General features: G+C 64.9%; 14 protein-coding genes. 1 reads left to right on the top strand and 13 read right to left on the bottom strand.

Annotated elements, in window-relative coordinates; translation table 11 throughout:
• Positions 1-14: 14 nt before the first annotated feature.
• From ACETK3_RS15930 to ACETK3_RS15870, 13 genes are all read right to left on the bottom strand, one after another.
• Positions 15-362: a hypothetical protein gene (locus ACETK3_RS15930; protein WP_306970912.1), complete on the bottom strand. Its 348-nt coding sequence runs from the start codon at positions 360-362 to the stop codon at positions 15-17.
• Positions 363-372: 10 nt separating this feature from the next.
• The gene (locus ACETK3_RS15925; protein ID WP_306970910.1) at positions 373-2,358 is read right to left on the bottom strand and encodes a YafY family protein; all 1,986 of its coding nucleotides are present in this window, start codon (positions 2,356-2,358) and stop codon (positions 373-375) included.
• A 102-nt stretch (positions 2,359-2,460) separates the two neighbouring features.
• On the bottom strand, positions 2,461-2,856 hold the full coding sequence (locus ACETK3_RS15920) for an FKBP-type peptidyl-prolyl cis-trans isomerase (RefSeq protein ID WP_066275847.1): 396 nt from the start codon (positions 2,854-2,856) through the stop codon (positions 2,461-2,463).
• A gap of 63 nt (positions 2,857-2,919) precedes the next feature.
• Positions 2,920-3,894 (bottom strand): FKBP-type peptidyl-prolyl cis-trans isomerase, encoded by a 975-nt coding sequence (locus ACETK3_RS15915; RefSeq protein WP_306970908.1) that lies wholly within the window; start codon positions 3,892-3,894, stop codon positions 2,920-2,922.
• Positions 3,895-4,022: 128 nt separating this feature from the next.
• The gene (gene pafA / locus ACETK3_RS15910) at positions 4,023-5,387 is read right to left on the bottom strand and encodes a Pup--protein ligase (protein ID WP_373993174.1); all 1,365 of its coding nucleotides are present in this window, start codon (positions 5,385-5,387) and stop codon (positions 4,023-4,025) included.
• A gap of 9 nt (positions 5,388-5,396) precedes the next feature.
• Positions 5,397-6,107: a proteasome subunit alpha gene (gene prcA / locus ACETK3_RS15905; RefSeq protein WP_236798384.1), complete on the bottom strand. Its 711-nt coding sequence runs from the start codon at positions 6,105-6,107 to the stop codon at positions 5,397-5,399.
• A gap of 1 nt (position 6,108) precedes the next feature.
• On the bottom strand, positions 6,109-6,930 hold the full coding sequence (gene prcB, locus ACETK3_RS15900; protein WP_236798383.1) for a proteasome subunit beta: 822 nt from the start codon (positions 6,928-6,930) through the stop codon (positions 6,109-6,111).
• 80 nt (positions 6,931-7,010) lie between these two features.
• Positions 7,011-7,214 carry a ubiquitin-like protein Pup gene (locus tag ACETK3_RS15895; RefSeq protein WP_015937113.1) on the bottom strand — a complete coding sequence of 68 codons (204 nt, stop codon included), beginning with the start codon at positions 7,212-7,214 and terminating at the stop codon, positions 7,011-7,013.
• 84 nt (positions 7,215-7,298) lie between these two features.
• Positions 7,299-8,972: a depupylase/deamidase Dop gene (gene dop / locus ACETK3_RS15890; RefSeq protein WP_236798381.1), complete on the bottom strand. Its 1,674-nt coding sequence runs from the start codon at positions 8,970-8,972 to the stop codon at positions 7,299-7,301.
• Positions 8,969-10,720 carry a proteasome ATPase gene (gene arc, locus ACETK3_RS15885; protein ID WP_142133828.1) on the bottom strand — a complete coding sequence of 584 codons (1,752 nt, stop codon included), beginning with the start codon at positions 10,718-10,720 and terminating at the stop codon, positions 8,969-8,971. Before arc ends, dop begins: the two co-directional genes overlap by 4 nt.
• An 82-nt stretch (positions 10,721-10,802) precedes the next feature.
• Positions 10,803-11,867 (bottom strand): tRNA (adenine-N1)-methyltransferase, encoded by a 1,065-nt coding sequence (locus ACETK3_RS15880; RefSeq protein WP_236798379.1) that lies wholly within the window; start codon positions 11,865-11,867, stop codon positions 10,803-10,805.
• Between the two features lie 98 nt (positions 11,868-11,965).
• Positions 11,966-13,156: a site-2 protease family protein gene (locus ACETK3_RS15875; protein ID WP_236802860.1), complete on the bottom strand. Its 1,191-nt coding sequence runs from the start codon at positions 13,154-13,156 to the stop codon at positions 11,966-11,968.
• Positions 13,143-13,865, bottom strand: a complete 723-nt coding sequence (locus tag ACETK3_RS15870; RefSeq protein ID WP_236798378.1) for an HAD family phosphatase — start codon at positions 13,863-13,865, stop codon at positions 13,143-13,145. The genes ACETK3_RS15875 and ACETK3_RS15870 overlap by 14 nt, the downstream gene beginning before the upstream one ends.
• A gap of 151 nt (positions 13,866-14,016) precedes the next feature.
• On the opposite strand from ACETK3_RS15870, the gene ACETK3_RS15865 reads away from it, so the two are divergent.
• The gene (locus ACETK3_RS15865; protein ID WP_236798377.1) at positions 14,017-14,922 is read left to right on the top strand and encodes a PAC2 family protein; all 906 of its coding nucleotides are present in this window, start codon (positions 14,017-14,019) and stop codon (positions 14,920-14,922) included.
• Positions 14,923-14,991: the final 69 nt, after the last annotated feature.

Genomic DNA, 14,991 nt, shown 5'->3' with positions numbered 1-14,991 from the left:
ATTACATCCTACTTCTATGTGAAGTCGAGATCTCCGAGCGCCTGCGGCTGGCCCCGGTCCTTTTTGCGCTGCACTCGCCTGCGCCGGCGTTCTTCGCGCCGCGCCAGTTTGGATGCCTCGTAATCATGTCGCATGTCAGCGGGTGAGGCAAAAACGGCCGAGCCCGCCACGGGACGGGACAAATCATGGGTTTCCTCCAGGACCTCAACGGAGCCCAGGTGCCCCAGTTTCGCGCCTGCGGCGCTGAGATCCTTCATGGTTGCCATGAACTGGCGGAAGAGACGGATGCCCAGCAGGACATAGAAAAGCAGGGCGACGGCGACGAGCGCCACCCATATGAGAATCCAGGACCACCAAGGCATGCTGAGAAGTCTATCCGGCGTAGCTGTCCAGGGCGGCCGCCAACCAGTCCCGCGCGGCGCCGGCCACTTCGGTGGGTGCCAGGATGCGGGCCGCGCCACCGTGCTGGGCCACGAACATCGGCAGCCATGCCGTGCTGCCAAACCGGATCTCTGCCACCAGGCCGCCGTCCGGAAGCTCGGCTGTCCGCTCCGCGTAATAATCCTCCGCCAGCCCCCTCCCCTGCCGGGTGAGCTGGACTGTGACGGTCGTGTCGTCGTCGTTCGGGGTGAACAGCTTGGCCGGGACACCCCCGTCCCGTTGTCCCGCCTTGCGAGCCGGCGCCCCGTTTGGGTGCACGTCCTGTACGCGGTCCAGGCGGAAGTTCCGCAGCCCGTCCACCAGGTGGCACCAGGCCTCGAAGTACCACGTGTTGTCCAGGGAATAGAGCCGCAGTGGGTCAACGTCGCGTTCCGTGACCGCGTCCCGCTGCGGTGACAAGTACGTTAGATGGAGCTGCGAACGGGACTCGATGGCCTGGCGGACAGTGGCGTGAGTTTCGGCGTCCGCGGGAGCTACCTGCGGGCCGGCGATGGAGGCAGCGCGGAGTCCTTCCTCCCCGGCGGCGGCCAGCAGCTTCAGGGTGACCGATTCCAGGGCGCCCCCGCCGGGCAGGTCAGGCAGGCCATTGAGTGTCTCCAGCCCGGTCAGCAGGGCGCAGGCCTCCTCGACGGTGAACCGGACCGGCTTTTTCAGGTCGAGGTCCTGGGTGATGAAGACGTGGTCGTCCTCCCACTGGATGTCGAGCAGGTCGTCCGGATAGCCCTCGGGCAATCCGGAACAAATGAGGATCCGGAGGTCCGCTTCGAGTTCTTCGCGGGTGACGCCGAAGTGGCGGGCGACGTCCTGGATGTGGAGGCCCTGGTTGTGGACCAGGAAGGGCACCAGCTGCAGCATCCGCTTGAGCTGGTCCTCCGAGGTTCCTTTTCGGCCAGCACGTGCACGGGTGTCGGTAAAGGAGTATGCGGGGACGGGTTCGGCGCTGAAGTCTGCCGCGCCCTGCAGCCGCCGCCGTACGGCCCCGGCGAGTCCGGCGGGTTCTACTGCCAGGGCGTCCGGCCCGTAGGACGCCAGTTCTTCGGCCAGGACTTCCGGGTCCCGGTACTCCAGGACGAGCCGGTCGTAGCCGTCGCGGGGGCGGCCCGAGGCCTGCTCTCCGGCATCCGGGACCGCCCGGCGGCGAAGGGCCAGGAGGTGCCCGTTCCGGACATCCACCACGGCAGTGCGCAGCGGCAGTTCGGGCAGCCGGTCCAGCTCCGCCCGGATGTTGAAGTCGGCGGGGGGCTCGTACTGCTCTCTCGGGAGGGCGGTCACGGCACTGGTGAGGCGGGAAAGCCGGAACTGCCGTGCGGCCTTCCGGGCCCGGTCGTAGCCCATCAGGTACCACTGGCCGAAGCGGCTGCCCAGGCCCCAGGGCTCAACAGTCCGTTCTTCCTCCCTGCCTGTACTGCCGGCCAGGTAGGTGAAGCTCACGGGATGCCGCGCGTGCATGGCTGCCACGATGTCGTCGAAGGCCTGCCCTGCCGGTTTGATTCGGGGCTGGACTCCGGCAGGCAGTTGCACCTCTGCCAGCTGTCCGGATGCCTGCAGCTTCCGCAGTGCACTTTGGGCTGCCGTCCCCAACGCGGCACGCTCCCAAAGCTGGGAGGCCAGGAGGAGGACGGTCCACTCCTCGGGCCCAAGCTCGACATCAGGGAGCCGGTTGGATTCCTTGCCGATCCGGTACCGCGTGGTAGCGGGATCGTCCTCGCTCCAACCCAGGTCCGTCAGTGTCTCAACATCAAAGCCCATCGCGCGCAGGTCATTCTTGTCCCGCTCAAACATGCGCCCGAATGCGACGTCATTGCCGGAGGTGTCGTGGTAAACCTTGTCGCGCAGCTCGCTGCGGTGGAGCCCGTAGCGGGTGTTGAGGAGCGCGATCAGCAGGTTGAGGAGTCGTTCAGTGCGGGTTAGGGACACGTTCGTTACGTTACTAAACTCCCCCGGGGAAAGCAGAAAGCGCGGCTGGATGGAGGGTTGTCCTCCGTCCAGCCGCGCCCCTGGCGGCAGCCCTGGGTTGGGTCAGCGGACCCCGACGAGGTCCACGACGAAGATCAGGGCTTCGTTGGGTGCGATGGCCCCACCGGCGCCACGGGAGCCGTAAGCCAGCTCTGACGGGATCTCCAGGCGACGGCGGCCGCCCACCTTCATGCCCAGCAGGCCCTGGTCCCAACCCTGGATGACCTGGCCGACGCCGACGCGGAAGTCCAGCGGTGCACCGCGCCCCCATGAGGCGTCGAATTCCTCGCCCGTGGACCAGGCAACGCCGACGTAGTGGGTGGAGACGGTATCCCCTGCCTTGGCTTCGCGGCCGTCACCCTCGATGAGGTCGGTGATGACGAGTTCCGTGGGAACATCACCTTCCGGGAAGTCGATCTCGGGCTTCTGGCGGTCGAATTCCCGCTGTCCAAACGACATGCTTGCTCCTATGCGTGAGTGCTGATGGTTGCCGCGAAGAACGCGGCGTTCCTGTAAGTCTTGCTACTTGACCCCGAGGATGTCCACTACGAACACCAGGTCACCCTTCGCCTGGCCCTGGCCGGCGTCACCGTAGGCCAGATCCTTGGGGATGACCAGCAGGACGCGGGAGCCTACGGTTTTACCGGTAAGGCCCTGGGTCCAGCCCTTGATGACGCCTGAGAGCGGGAAGGTGGCCGGCTGTCCGCGGTCGAAACTGGAATCGAACTTGGTGCCGTCGCTGAGGTTGACGCCGACGTAGTTCACGGTCAGTGTGTCGGTTTCCTTGACCGTGGCGCCGGTTCCCTTGATCAGGTCCTGCGACACAAGGGAAGTGGGGGCCGGTGCTCCGGCTACATTGATTTCCGGTACGCCGTCCTTTTCGGTCACCGTGGGCAGCCCGGCCTGGGGCGACACCGTTTCACCCTGGGGCTTGTCCAGGACAGGAGTGGGGTCTGAGGCGGAAAGAACCTTGATGATCAGCAGCTGAGTGGGATCGGAAGCTGCGCTGGGGCTTGCGCCGGGACTGGCGCTGTCCGATGGGCTGGGACTTGCCGACGGTGCACTCTGCTTGCCGGGGACGGCCAGGGCAAGGCTTGACCCCACCTTCGCGCCGACGAAAGCGTTATAGATGACGGCGCTGTTGGTCTTGAGCTCATCGTTCAGCTCCAGGTTTTCAGGCTCGTTGGGGAATGTATCCTCCAGCTGGGACCCATCCGTGCCGTTCAAGGCCAGGACGGAGATTTTGGCGATCTGGTTGGCCTTCACGGTGGCGCCGCTGCCTTCGGAAACGACTTTGATGGTGGGCTGGGTGACGGTCAGAGGCTTGTCGAACTCCACCCCCGGGGCCTTCTTGTCTCCGTTGTCGGTCAGCTTGATGGAGTCGAACTTTGCAGTCTCCCCGGCGGACTGGCTGCTTGGTTCGGGCTGGGAGGCTGTACCTCCGCAGGCGGTCAGGAGCAGCAGGCCGGGGAGGAGGATTGCTAGTAGTCGGCGCACGTAGGATAACTTTCGTCGGGGCAGGGTGGATACGACAATCCGCATGGCGGCGGACAGTGCCGTGGAGGTCCCGTTAAAAGGACCCTATCCAGAATAGACCCTGAAGCTGGGCGTCCGCCCGGAGCCGATCAACCCATGGAGTCGAGCAGCGTATCCACGCGCTCATCGACGCTGCGGAAGGGATCCTTGCACAGGATTGTCTGGTGGGCGCGGTCGTTCAGCTTCAGGTGCACCCAGTCAACCGTGTAGTCGCGCCCGAGTTCCTGTGCCCGGCGGACAAAGTCCCCCCGGAGCTTGGCCCGGGTGGTTTGCGGGGGTGCGTCCACGGCACTCTTGATCACCGTATCGTCAACGATCCGGCGCACCGCGCCACGGGACTGGAGCAGGTAGAAGAGTCCACGGCTGCGGGAAATGTCATGGTACGTCAGGTCGAGTTGGGCGATCCGGGGAGCCTCCAACCCAAGCCCGTGCCGTTCGCGGTAATTGTCCATTAGCTTCTTCTTGATGGCCCAGTCGATTTCCGTATCGATGCCCCTGGTATCACCCGATTCGATGGCGTTCAGCGTGCGTTGCCACAGGTCCAGGATCACCGGAACGTGCTGGTTGTGGGCGCCGTGCTCCTTCACGAAGGCCGTGACCTTGGTCAGGTATTCCTGCTGGATCTCAAGGGCTGTGAGCTGGCGGCCGTTGGCCAGGCGGACCAGGGCGCGGCCGCTGAGGTCGTGGGAGATTTCCCGGATGCTGCGGATGGGATTTTCCATCCGCATGTCGCGCATGATCACGCCCGCCTCGATCATCCGAAGAACCAGGTCCACGGTGCCGATCTTCATCAGTGCCGTCGCCTCGGACATGTTGGAGTCACCGACGATGACGTGCAGTCGCCGGTAGAACTCGGCATCTGCGTGCGGCTCGTCCCTGGTGTTGATAATGGGGCGGGACCGGGTGGTGGCGGAGGAGACGCCCTCCCAGATGTGGTCGGCGCGCTGGGAAAAGGCGTAGGTGGCCCCGTGGGGAGTCTTCAGGATCTTGCCGGCCCCGGCGATGAGCTGGCGGGTGACGAGGAACGGAATCAGGATCTCGGCCAGACGGGAAAACTCGCCGCGCCGCGGAATGAGGTAGTTCTCGTGGCTGCCGTAAGAGTTGCCGGCGGAGTCCGTGTTGTTCTTGAACAGGTACACGGTGCCGTTGAACCCTTCAGCAGCCAGACGCGCCTGGGCCTCGTCCACCAGGTCGTCAAGGATCAGTTCACCGGCACGGTCATGGGCGATCAGCTGGGCAAGGTCGTCGCATTCTGCCGTGGCGTACTCGGGATGGGACCCCACATCGAGGTACAGCCGGGAACCGTTGGTAAGGAACACGTTCGACGAACGCCCCCAGCTGACCACCTTGCGGAAGAGGTACCGGGCCACCTCCTCGGGAGCAAGAGGCCTGGAGTCCGGGCTCGAATAAGAGATCCCGAACTCGGTTTCGATGCCGAAGATTCTCTTGTCCATGTTGTCCTCCTAGGCCAGCAGTGCTGTGATGTCCGCGTCATTAAGCCTGCGGAAGGCGCGCCGGGTGCCGCGGGTGCTGTCGGAAAGCCTGTCCAGCACGGCCACCTCGAGGGCGCTGGGCGGCAGTGGCGCTCCCGGCTGCTCCCCCTCCTGGACAGGCGTCAGCCCCTTCAGTGCCAGCCGCACTGCGTCAGCGAAGCCCATCGAGGCCTGCCAGCCTGCATCAATTGCCGACGACACCTTCTCGGCCTGGCCGCCCATCACGACGAAGCTGTGCTCGTCGGCAATGGACCCATCAAACGTCAGCCGGTACAGGTGGTCTTCGGCCTGCGTGGGACCCACCTCCGCGACGGCAAGTTCCACCTCGAAAGGCTTCTGTTCAGCGGTGAAGACGGCGCCCAGGCTTTGCGCATACACGCTCGCCAAGCCACGGGCGGTTACATCCTCGCGATCGTACGAGTATCCCCGGACGTCGGCGTAGCGCACGCCGGCCTGCCTGAGGCTTTCGAATTCGTTGTACTTGCCCACCGCGGCGAACGCGATCTTGTCATAGATCTCACCGATCTTGTGGAGGGACGGCGAGGGATTCTCGGCGACGAGTGCAATGCCGTCGGCGCAGCTGATGACCACAACGGAGCGGCCCCGGGCGATGCCTTTCCGCGCAAAATCCGCGCGGTCCTTCATCAGCTGTTCGGGCGAGACATAGAACTGCTGGGTCATCTCAGGCCTCCCGTCCGGCGATGGTGCGTGCTTCAATCACGCCGCGGGAGGCAGCCGCAAGTTCAGGTTCCGGCACCCGGCGGGCGCCCGTCCTGTCCACCGTATAGACCACGGGCCACAGCTGCCGGACCGTATCGGGTCCGCCCGTGGCGGAGTCGTCGTCGGCGGCGTCATACAGGGACTCCACGGCAACGGAAAGTGCCTCGGCTGCGGTGAGGTTGGGGCGCCAGAGCTTTTTCAGCGCGCCGCGGGCGAAGACGGAACCGGAGCCGACGGTGTGGTGTTCGTGTTCCTCATACCTGCCGCCGGTGACGTCGTAGGAAAACAGCCGGCCGACACCGGCGGTGGTGTCGAAACCTGCGAAGAGGGGCACTACCGCCAGACCCTGCAGGGCCAGCGGAAGGTTGCCCCTGATCATGGCCCCCAGCCGGTTGGCCTTGCCCTCAAGGCTGAGCTGGGTTCCTTCAATTTTTTCGTAGTGTTCGAGTTCAACCTGGAAGAGCCGGGTCAGGTCAATCGCGATGCCCGCCGTCCCGGCGATGCCCAGGACCGAGAAGTGGTCCGCAGGAAACACCTTCTCGATGTGCCTGCTGGCGATGACATTTCCCATGGTGGCCCGCCTGTCCCCCGCCATCAGGACGCCGCCGCCGTAGCTCATGGCAACGATGGTGGTGGCGTGTGGGACCTGCACCGGGACAGCCGCGGACGCACCACCTTGGAGGGACCGGCTAAAGGGCAATAGCTCGGGCCGGTCCCGTAGAAGGTGCTCCGTAAAGGACGAGGTGGCGTTTGCGGCTACCTGGTTGGCGGTTGATTCCTGCACTCATCACTCCTTGAACGTGGTACTTCAACGTTGGTACAGATCCCGGCCTTCCGCGGCTTCCGCCACCTTCCGGGTCCGGGTTACTGGCCGCCCTTTTGGACGAACGCCCGGACAAACTCCTCGGCGTTGGATTCCAGGACGCCGTCGATCTCGTCGAGCAGGTCGTCTACGCCTTCGGTTGAGGCCGAGGCCTGCGCCTCAGGCGGCGCCGGGGGCGCCTCGGGGATGTCTTCGTCGACCTGGCTGTCGCGTGATTGGGGCTGTTGCTGCTCCTGGCCTGCCATTGGTTTCCCTCCTTCTTCCTTCGGTGGATCCGGCGGATCCTCCGATATGCCCATCCTGCCACGGGACGGACGTTCCGGCGCGGTTTAGCCCGCAGGAGGAGTGCTGCTGTGTCCCAGCAGCTCCCCGAGGAATGGGCCCGCTTCCCGATAGCGCTCGAATAACGCTCCAGTCAGGGCTTTGGTTCCCCTCAGGGGCTCACGGGTGGGCACCCGCTGAAGCCTTCCATAACCGGGCACGTCGAAGATGACAGAGTCCCAGCTTGCCCCCACTACGTCCTTGCCGAAGCTACTGATGCACTTGCCCCGGAAGTAGGCCCGGGTGTCGGCCGGCGGCTCCGCTACTGCCGCGGCGATGGTGGCATCATCCACCAGCCGCTGCATCCGGTTCCTGGACAGCAGGCGGTAGTAAAGGCCTTTCTCGGGCCTGATGTCCGCCCATTGGAGATCCACCAGACCCAGCCGCGCGTCGCTCCATTCCAGTCCGTCGCGCTGGCGGTAGCCGTCCAGCAGGGAGAGTTTGGCCAGCCACTCAACAGAGGTGGCGGCAGCGGCCCTGTCGCTGTCAAGCTGGGTAAGAACGGACGCCCACCGCTCCAGGACCTCGTGGGTATGTCCGTCACCGTCCACGGCGTCACCCACACCGGTGTCCTGCGCGAGTTTGGCCGCAGCCTCGTGGTACATCCACTGGAGGTCCAGGGCCGTGACGCGCCTTCCGTCGAGTAGGCGCAGCTTTGCGGTCAGCGAAGTGTCGTGGCTGACGGTCTTGAGGGCTGCGACGGGTTCATAGACCTCGATTTTGGGCGCAAGCCCCGCTTCAATGAGGCTGAGGACCATCGCCGTAGTGCCGAACTTGAGGTAATTGGATACCTGGCTGAGGTTGGCGTCCCCGATGATCACGTGCAGGCGCCGGTACTTGTCCGCAGTGGAGTGGGGCTCGTCCCTGGTATTGATGATGGGCCTGCGGATGGTGGTTTCGAGCCCCACTTCGGCTTCGAAAAAGTCCGCCCGCTGGCTGATTTGGAAGCCGGGAATCGAGCTGTCCTGACCGAGTCCCAGCCGGCCGGCCCCACAGACCACCTGCCGGCTCACGAAGAACGGTGTCAGCCCCCGCACGATGTCCCCGAACGGTACCGACCTTGGCATGAGGTAGTTCTCGTGCGAACCGTAGGACACGGACTTGTTGTCAGTGTTGTTCTTGTACAGATTGACCGGCGGCAGGGCCGGGTCCGCGGCCAGCCTGCGGACGGCAGCCAATCCCACCAGGTCACCTGCGGCGTCCCAGGCCACGGCGTCGCGCGGGTTGGTGACTTCGGGGCTGGAGTACTCAGGGTGCGCGTGGTCGACGTACAGCCGGGCCCCGTTGCCCAGGACCATGTTCATCAGCAGGGTGCCGGATTCGTCCTGGCCGTCGAGTTCAAGTTCCTCGCGGCCGTAGGCCAGGGCCACCGCCTCCGCGTCGAGCACCGGCGGCTGGTCGGTCAGCTGGGTGGGATGTGCGGCGCCCCTGTCCACTGTCCAGCCGCGGGCATCGTGCAGCGGCTCTTCGTCGGTGTAGTCCCAGCGCGTTTCCGCTCCGCCCGCAGCGCGTTGCCGGGTCACCTGGGCGTAGGCCTGCACCACCCTGGCGCTCATCATGGTGGCGTTGGCGGATGGCGCAGATGGGGCATGGATGCCGTATTCGGTTTCCGCTCCCATGACGCGCATGGCCCCGCCGGCGGGGAGGCCTTCCCCACCGGCGGAGCCGTGTGCACCCGTCATAGATACTGTCCTGTGGTCGGCATGGTCTCGATGGACTTGCCCGGCTCCTGGCCGGCTTTCCCTTGGACGATGGTGCGGATATAGGTGATCCGTTCGCCCTTCTTCCCGGAAATCCGGGCCCAGTCATCCGGATTGGTGGTGTTGGGCATGTCTTCGTGTTCACGGAACTCATCCACCACGGCGCGCAGCAGGTGCTCGATCCGGAGGCCCTTCTGGTGCGTGGTCAGCAGGTCCTTGATGGCGTACTTCTTGGCCCGGTCCACCACGTTCTGGACCACGGCCCCGGAGTTGAAGTCCTTGAAGTACAACATTTCGGTGTCACCATTGGCGTAGGTGACCTCCAGGAACTCGTTGGACTTGTCCGTGGAGTACATCGCCTCCACCGTTCGCTGGACCATGGCATCAACGGTGGCCTGGATGTCCCCGTTGTGTTCGGCCAGGTCGGATTCGTGGAACGGCAGGTCCGTGGTGATGTATTTGTTGAAAATGTCTGCAGCAGCTTCCGCGTCGGGCCGCTGGATCTTGACCTTGACGTCCAGACGTCCGGGCCGCAGGATTGCGGGGTCGATCATGTCCTCGCGATTGGACGCGCCAATGACGATGACATTGTCGAGGCGCTCCACGCCGTCGATCTCGCTGAGGAGCTGCGGCACGATGGTGGTCTCGACGTCGGACGAGATGCCGGTGCCGCGGGTGCGGAACAGTGAGTCCATCTCGTCAAAGAACACCACGACGGGGCTGCCGTCCGAGGCCTTCTCCCGGGCGCGGGAGAAGATGAGGCGGATGTGCCGCTCTGTTTCACCCACGTACTTGTCCAGGAGCTCAGGCCCCTTGATGTTGAGGAAATAGCTCTTCAAGTCAACGTTTCCGGAACGCTCCGCTGCGCGGGCGGCGAGCGAGTTGGCAACGGCCTTGGCGATCAGGGTCTTGCCGCAGCCCGGAGGACCGTAAAGGAGGATGCCCTTGGGAGCCTTCAGGCCATGTTCCCGGTAGAGGTCCGGGTGCAGGAACGGCAGTTCGACGGCGTCGCGGATCTGTTCAATCTGCGGGCCGAGGCCGCCGATGTCTTCGTAGGTGATGTCCGGAACTTCCTCAAGGACCAGGTTCTCCACCTCGGAGCGGGGTACTTTCTCCAAGGCGTAGCCGGTCCGGGAATCGACGGACAGGGCGTCGCCAACCCGGAGTTTCTCGGAGAGGAGGGCACCGGACAGCCGGACGACGCGTTCCTCGTCCGCACGGCCCACCACCAGGGCCCGGTCGCGTCCCAGCATTTCCTTCAGCGTGGCAAGTTCACCGGCGCGTTCGTAGCCCAGTCCCGCCACGATCAGGAGTGCCTCGTTCAGGAGCACTTCCTGCCCTACCGCGAGCTGGTTGATGTTCACCAGCGGGCTGATGCCCACCCGCATTTTCCGCCCGGCGTTGAAGATGTCCACCGACTCTTCAGTGGCGGCCTGGCCGCTGTTGCCCGGAGCAGGCTGCCGCTTCGGATTTATTTGGAGGATGGTGCCGAAGCTGTATGGCGGCTGCCCTTCCTGGTCCAGGGCGTTTTTCAACCGCAGGATCTCTGCCTTGGCAGTCTCAAGCATGCTGACCAGCTTGGAGTTGTTCTGCGTGGCTGCTGCCAGCTGGCGGTCGATATGCCTGAGCTTGTCCCGAAGTATGTTGACCTGGCGGTCAGCAACCGAGAGGTCGTTGGCGGCAGACTGCTCTGCCGGAGTACGTCCGGAGTCCGTGTTTGGTGTCTCCATGATGTATCAGCCCCTTCCTGCGCTTCTCTTAAGACATTAGTCCCAGATTGCCGGGTAGGGATGGAGACTCCCGAAATGTGGACTAGTTCGTGACCTCTGGCCCGTCCACCACGTTGGTCCCCGCGATGGCGTCACGGGCGGCGCGCCGGAGCTTCTTGTCCGATACAGCGCGCTCCCCCACGGCCCCCGGAGTCCAGGCGTTGACGTCCTCTTCGTTGAAGTCGGTCTTGGACGGGCGGCGCTTGACTGAAATGCCGGTGACGCCGTCGGCGAGCCGCCGCGTGACCAGCAGGAATCCGGTGTGGGCCACCATTCGGTGGTCGGGACGGACGGCGAGACCTTCCAGGTGCCAGCCGCGGACCATCGACTCCCACGCGTCGGGTTCGGTGAACCGGCCGTCCGCCCGGATGGCTTCCGCGGTGCGGGAGAGCTGGGTGACGGTGGCAACGTAGTTGATCCACACGCCGCCGGGCGCGAGGACGGTGGCAACGGCGTCGAGGCATTCCCAAGGCGCGAGCATGTCCAGGACAACGCGGTCCACGGAGCCGGGTTCCTCGGCTTTGACCACTTCCTCCTGGAAATCACCCAGGGAGATCTGCCAGGCGGGGTGCGGGCCGCCAAAGATCGTCTCCACGTTTCCGCGGGCGATGTCCGCGAATTCCTGGCGCCGTTCGAAGGAGTGCAGGTAGCCGTTATCGCCCACGGCGCGGAGCAGGGAGATGGAGAGGGCGCCGGAGCCGACGCCGGCTTCCACTACACGTGCGCCCGGGAAGATGTCCGCCATGGTGACGATCTGGCCGGCGTCCTTGGGATAGACGACGGCGGCGCCGCGCGGCATGGAGAGGACGAAGTCGGAGAGCAGGGGGCGGAGGGTCTGGTACTGCTGGCCGACATTGTTGACCACCACGGAGCCGTCGACCTTGCCAATGATTTCGTCATGGTTGAGGAACCCGCGGTGGGTGTGGAATGCGCCCCCGCGTTCCAGCGTGATGGTGTTCATGCGGCCCCGCTCATCAGTAAGCTGGACACGTTCGCCTTCACGGAAGGGGCCGCGGCGACGGGCAGCTCCCACCGGCTGCGAGCCGCTGGCGGCAGCACCGGCTTGGGCTGCTCCGTTGGCGTCGTTGACGGCAGTTTCGCTGCTCATGATATTTCCTCGCTCCTGTAAACCTGTTGTGCCGCAACCGGACGGTCCGTTGGGACGTTGTGGCTCTATCGGCGGCAATGCACGACCGGCAGGTAACTCTACCGGTTCTGGCCCTGCGGGTGCCTATCGTTGCGCGGGCGCTTGCCGGTAATGGCCGCGAGGACTGCCTCCTGGGTCATTAGCCCAGTGACCATGCCGTTGTGGTCCACCACTGCATAGTGGCGTCCCTCAAGCTGCGAAAGGAACTGGATCAGCTCCTGCCCTTTGGACCATTCAGGGACGTAGGCGCCTGCAGCCAGTGGAAATGAAACGGCGGTGATGGGGGTGGTATCGGCGGCAGCAGCCGGCACTGATGCCACCGCGCCGGGGTCAACTACGCCCTGGGGCCGGCCATCCGGTCCGCAGACCACGACAGACTTTGTTCCTGCTGCCCCCAGGCGGATGGCATCCCGTACGGTGCCGGTGGCAGGCATTCCGGTGGCGGGCGTCGACAATGCCGCGGCACTGACCAGCGGGAGCCGGCCGCGCAGCGTGCCTTGCTGGATGGACGCTGACGCTCCCATCCAGAGGAACCCGCCCACCAGGATAGTGATCATGAGGAGGCTGAAGTCCGGACTATCTCCGGCCAGGTACGGGCGAAGGAGGAACCAGTACGCAATGGCCAGGACGATGATGCGCCCGCCCCACCCGGCTGCAACAGTTCCTTTCGCCTGGCTGCCGGTGGCCTTCCAGACGATGGACTCGACCAGCCTGCCGCCGTCCAGTGGCAGGCCCGGCAGGACGTTGAAGACGCCAATCAGGAAGTTCGCCCACATGAAGATGTTCGTCAGAATTTCCGCGACGCTTCCAAGGCTGTCGGTGCCGAGCAGCAGCCAGGCCCCGCCCGCCAGGACGAAGTTGGCAGCCGGGCCCGCCAGCGCCACGAGCACGGACCGGCCCGGAGACGATGTGAAGCTTTCGAACTGGGTGTGGCCGCCCCAAAGGTTAAGCACAATCTTTTGCGTAGGCCAGCCGTAGATTTTTGCTGTCAGGGCATGGGCGAGTTCGTGGACGAGCACTGAGATCAGGAGCAGGACGGCGTACGCGAACGCCACGATATAGGCACTCGTGCCCAGCGTCGGGTTGTTCCTGGCCAACACAGGCCCGTAGACGATCACGGTGAAGGCCGCGATCACGAACCACGAGTACGCAAGGACAACGGGGACGCCGGCGATCCGCCCCAGCGGGATGCCTTCGCGGCGTGCCGGGTTGGTGCCTTGGCCGGGGCCGCCCGGGTCAGCCACGTGCATCACCCGTTGAAGCCGCGGGTGCGTCCGCCCGCTGAAGCAGTGCTTCCAGCTCAGCCAGCCCCCGGCCGGCGAGGGTGTCCCAGAGTGCGTAGCTGTCGTGGTCCGGCAGCGGCACAATGTGGGGCACGGCCACAGTGGCGACGCCGGAGGCGACGGCCGCGGCCACGCCGGGCACGGAGTCCTCAAGGGCTACGCAGTGGTGGATTCCAAGATCGGGATCGCTCTCCTGCAGCCGTTCCACGGCCGTCAGATATGCCTCCGGGTGCGGCTTGCCCTGGCTCACGATATCGCCGGTGACCAGCACTTCGAAGTACGGCCGGGGAAGGCTGGCCACCACCTCGCGGGCCAACGGTCCCTCCGACATGGTGACCAGGGCGCAGCGAACGCCGGCCAGGTGCAGTTCTTCAAGGAGTTCACGGGCGCCGGGGCGCCACGGCACCTGCTGCCGCACGCTGTTGATGACCTGTCCGGTGAGGGTGTCGATGATTTCGCGGATTTCGAGCTCGACGCCGGCCTGTTGGAGCAGGCCCGCGGAAAAGGTCAGTGACTGGCCAACCAGCTGCATTGCCTGGTCATGGCTCCACGTTCCACCGTGTGCCTCCACCAGTGCATGTTCCGCCGCGATCCAGTATGGCTCGGTGTCCACGATGGTGCCGTCCATGTCCCACAGGACGGCTTTGAGCGGTGAACCGGAGGCAGGAAATCGCATGACGCCAGTCTACGGGGGATGGCTGGGCGGCGGCTGTGGGCTACGCCCTTGGCGAATATGACGCAGGGCCGGTGCTGTTTGCACTGGTTCCCGGGGATTTGCGGCGCTTCATTCCATGCGCGACCCTGCACCTTGGACGTAGGGTGAAGAAATGAATAGCTTCGAGGGAGACACCGCCGAACAGGGTGCCGGACCCGAGCGGGAACGGTTCCTGCAGCCAGTGGCTGACGGACAGCGCGTAACGGTGATGCTTGCCGCCTTTGAAGGGTGGAACGACGCCGGAGAAGCGGCCAGCGATTCGCTGCGTTACCTGAACAAGTTGTGGGGCGGCAAGAAGGTGGCATCCATCGATGCCGATGAGTATTACGACTTCCAGTTCACGCGCCCCACCGTCCGCAGGAACGCGGCCGGGGAACGCAAGATCAAGTGGCCTTCAACCCGCATCTACAAAGCCACCGCGCCCAACTCCAACGTGGACGTCATCTTCGTCCAGGGCACGGAACCGTCCTATAAGTGGCGCGCCTACACTGCAGAACTGCTGGCCCATGCGGAGGCGCTGAATGTGGACTACGTGGTGCTGGTTGGAGCGCTGCTGGCGGACGTCCCGCACAGCCGCCCTATCCCAGTGAGCACGTCCTCCGACGACGCACCGCTCAGGGAGCGGATGAACCTGGAGGCCTCCCAGTACGAAGGCCCCGTGGGCATTGTGGGCGTCCTGTCCGAGGTGGCGCTCCTGGCTGGTATCCCTGCCGTGTCCTTGTGGGCTGCCGTGCCGCACTACGTGGCCCAGGCTCCCTCCCCCAAGGCGCAGCTCGCCCTCCTGCACCGCATCGAGGAGCTGCTGCAGGTGCCCCTGGATACCCATGAGCTGGCCGAGGAAGCTGACGCCTGGGAACGCGGCGTGGACGAACTGGCTACCGAGGATCCCGAAATTGCTGCCTACGTCCGGCAGCTGGAGGAAGCCAAGGACACCGCAGACCTCCCGGAGGCCAGCGGCGAATCCATCGCCAGGGAATTCGAACGGTACCTGAAGCGGCGGGGCCAGGACCGGCCCTGAGTATTAACAGGTGAGGGGCGTGGGCGGAAGAATTCCGCCCACGCCCCTCACTTGTGTTCCTGCAAACTG

Source organism: Arthrobacter sp. E44 (genome assembly GCF_041877125.1).
Taxonomy (GTDB): Bacteria; Actinomycetota; Actinomycetes; order Actinomycetales; family Micrococcaceae; genus Arthrobacter.
This window is presented reverse-complemented; position numbering and strand designations above follow the sequence as displayed.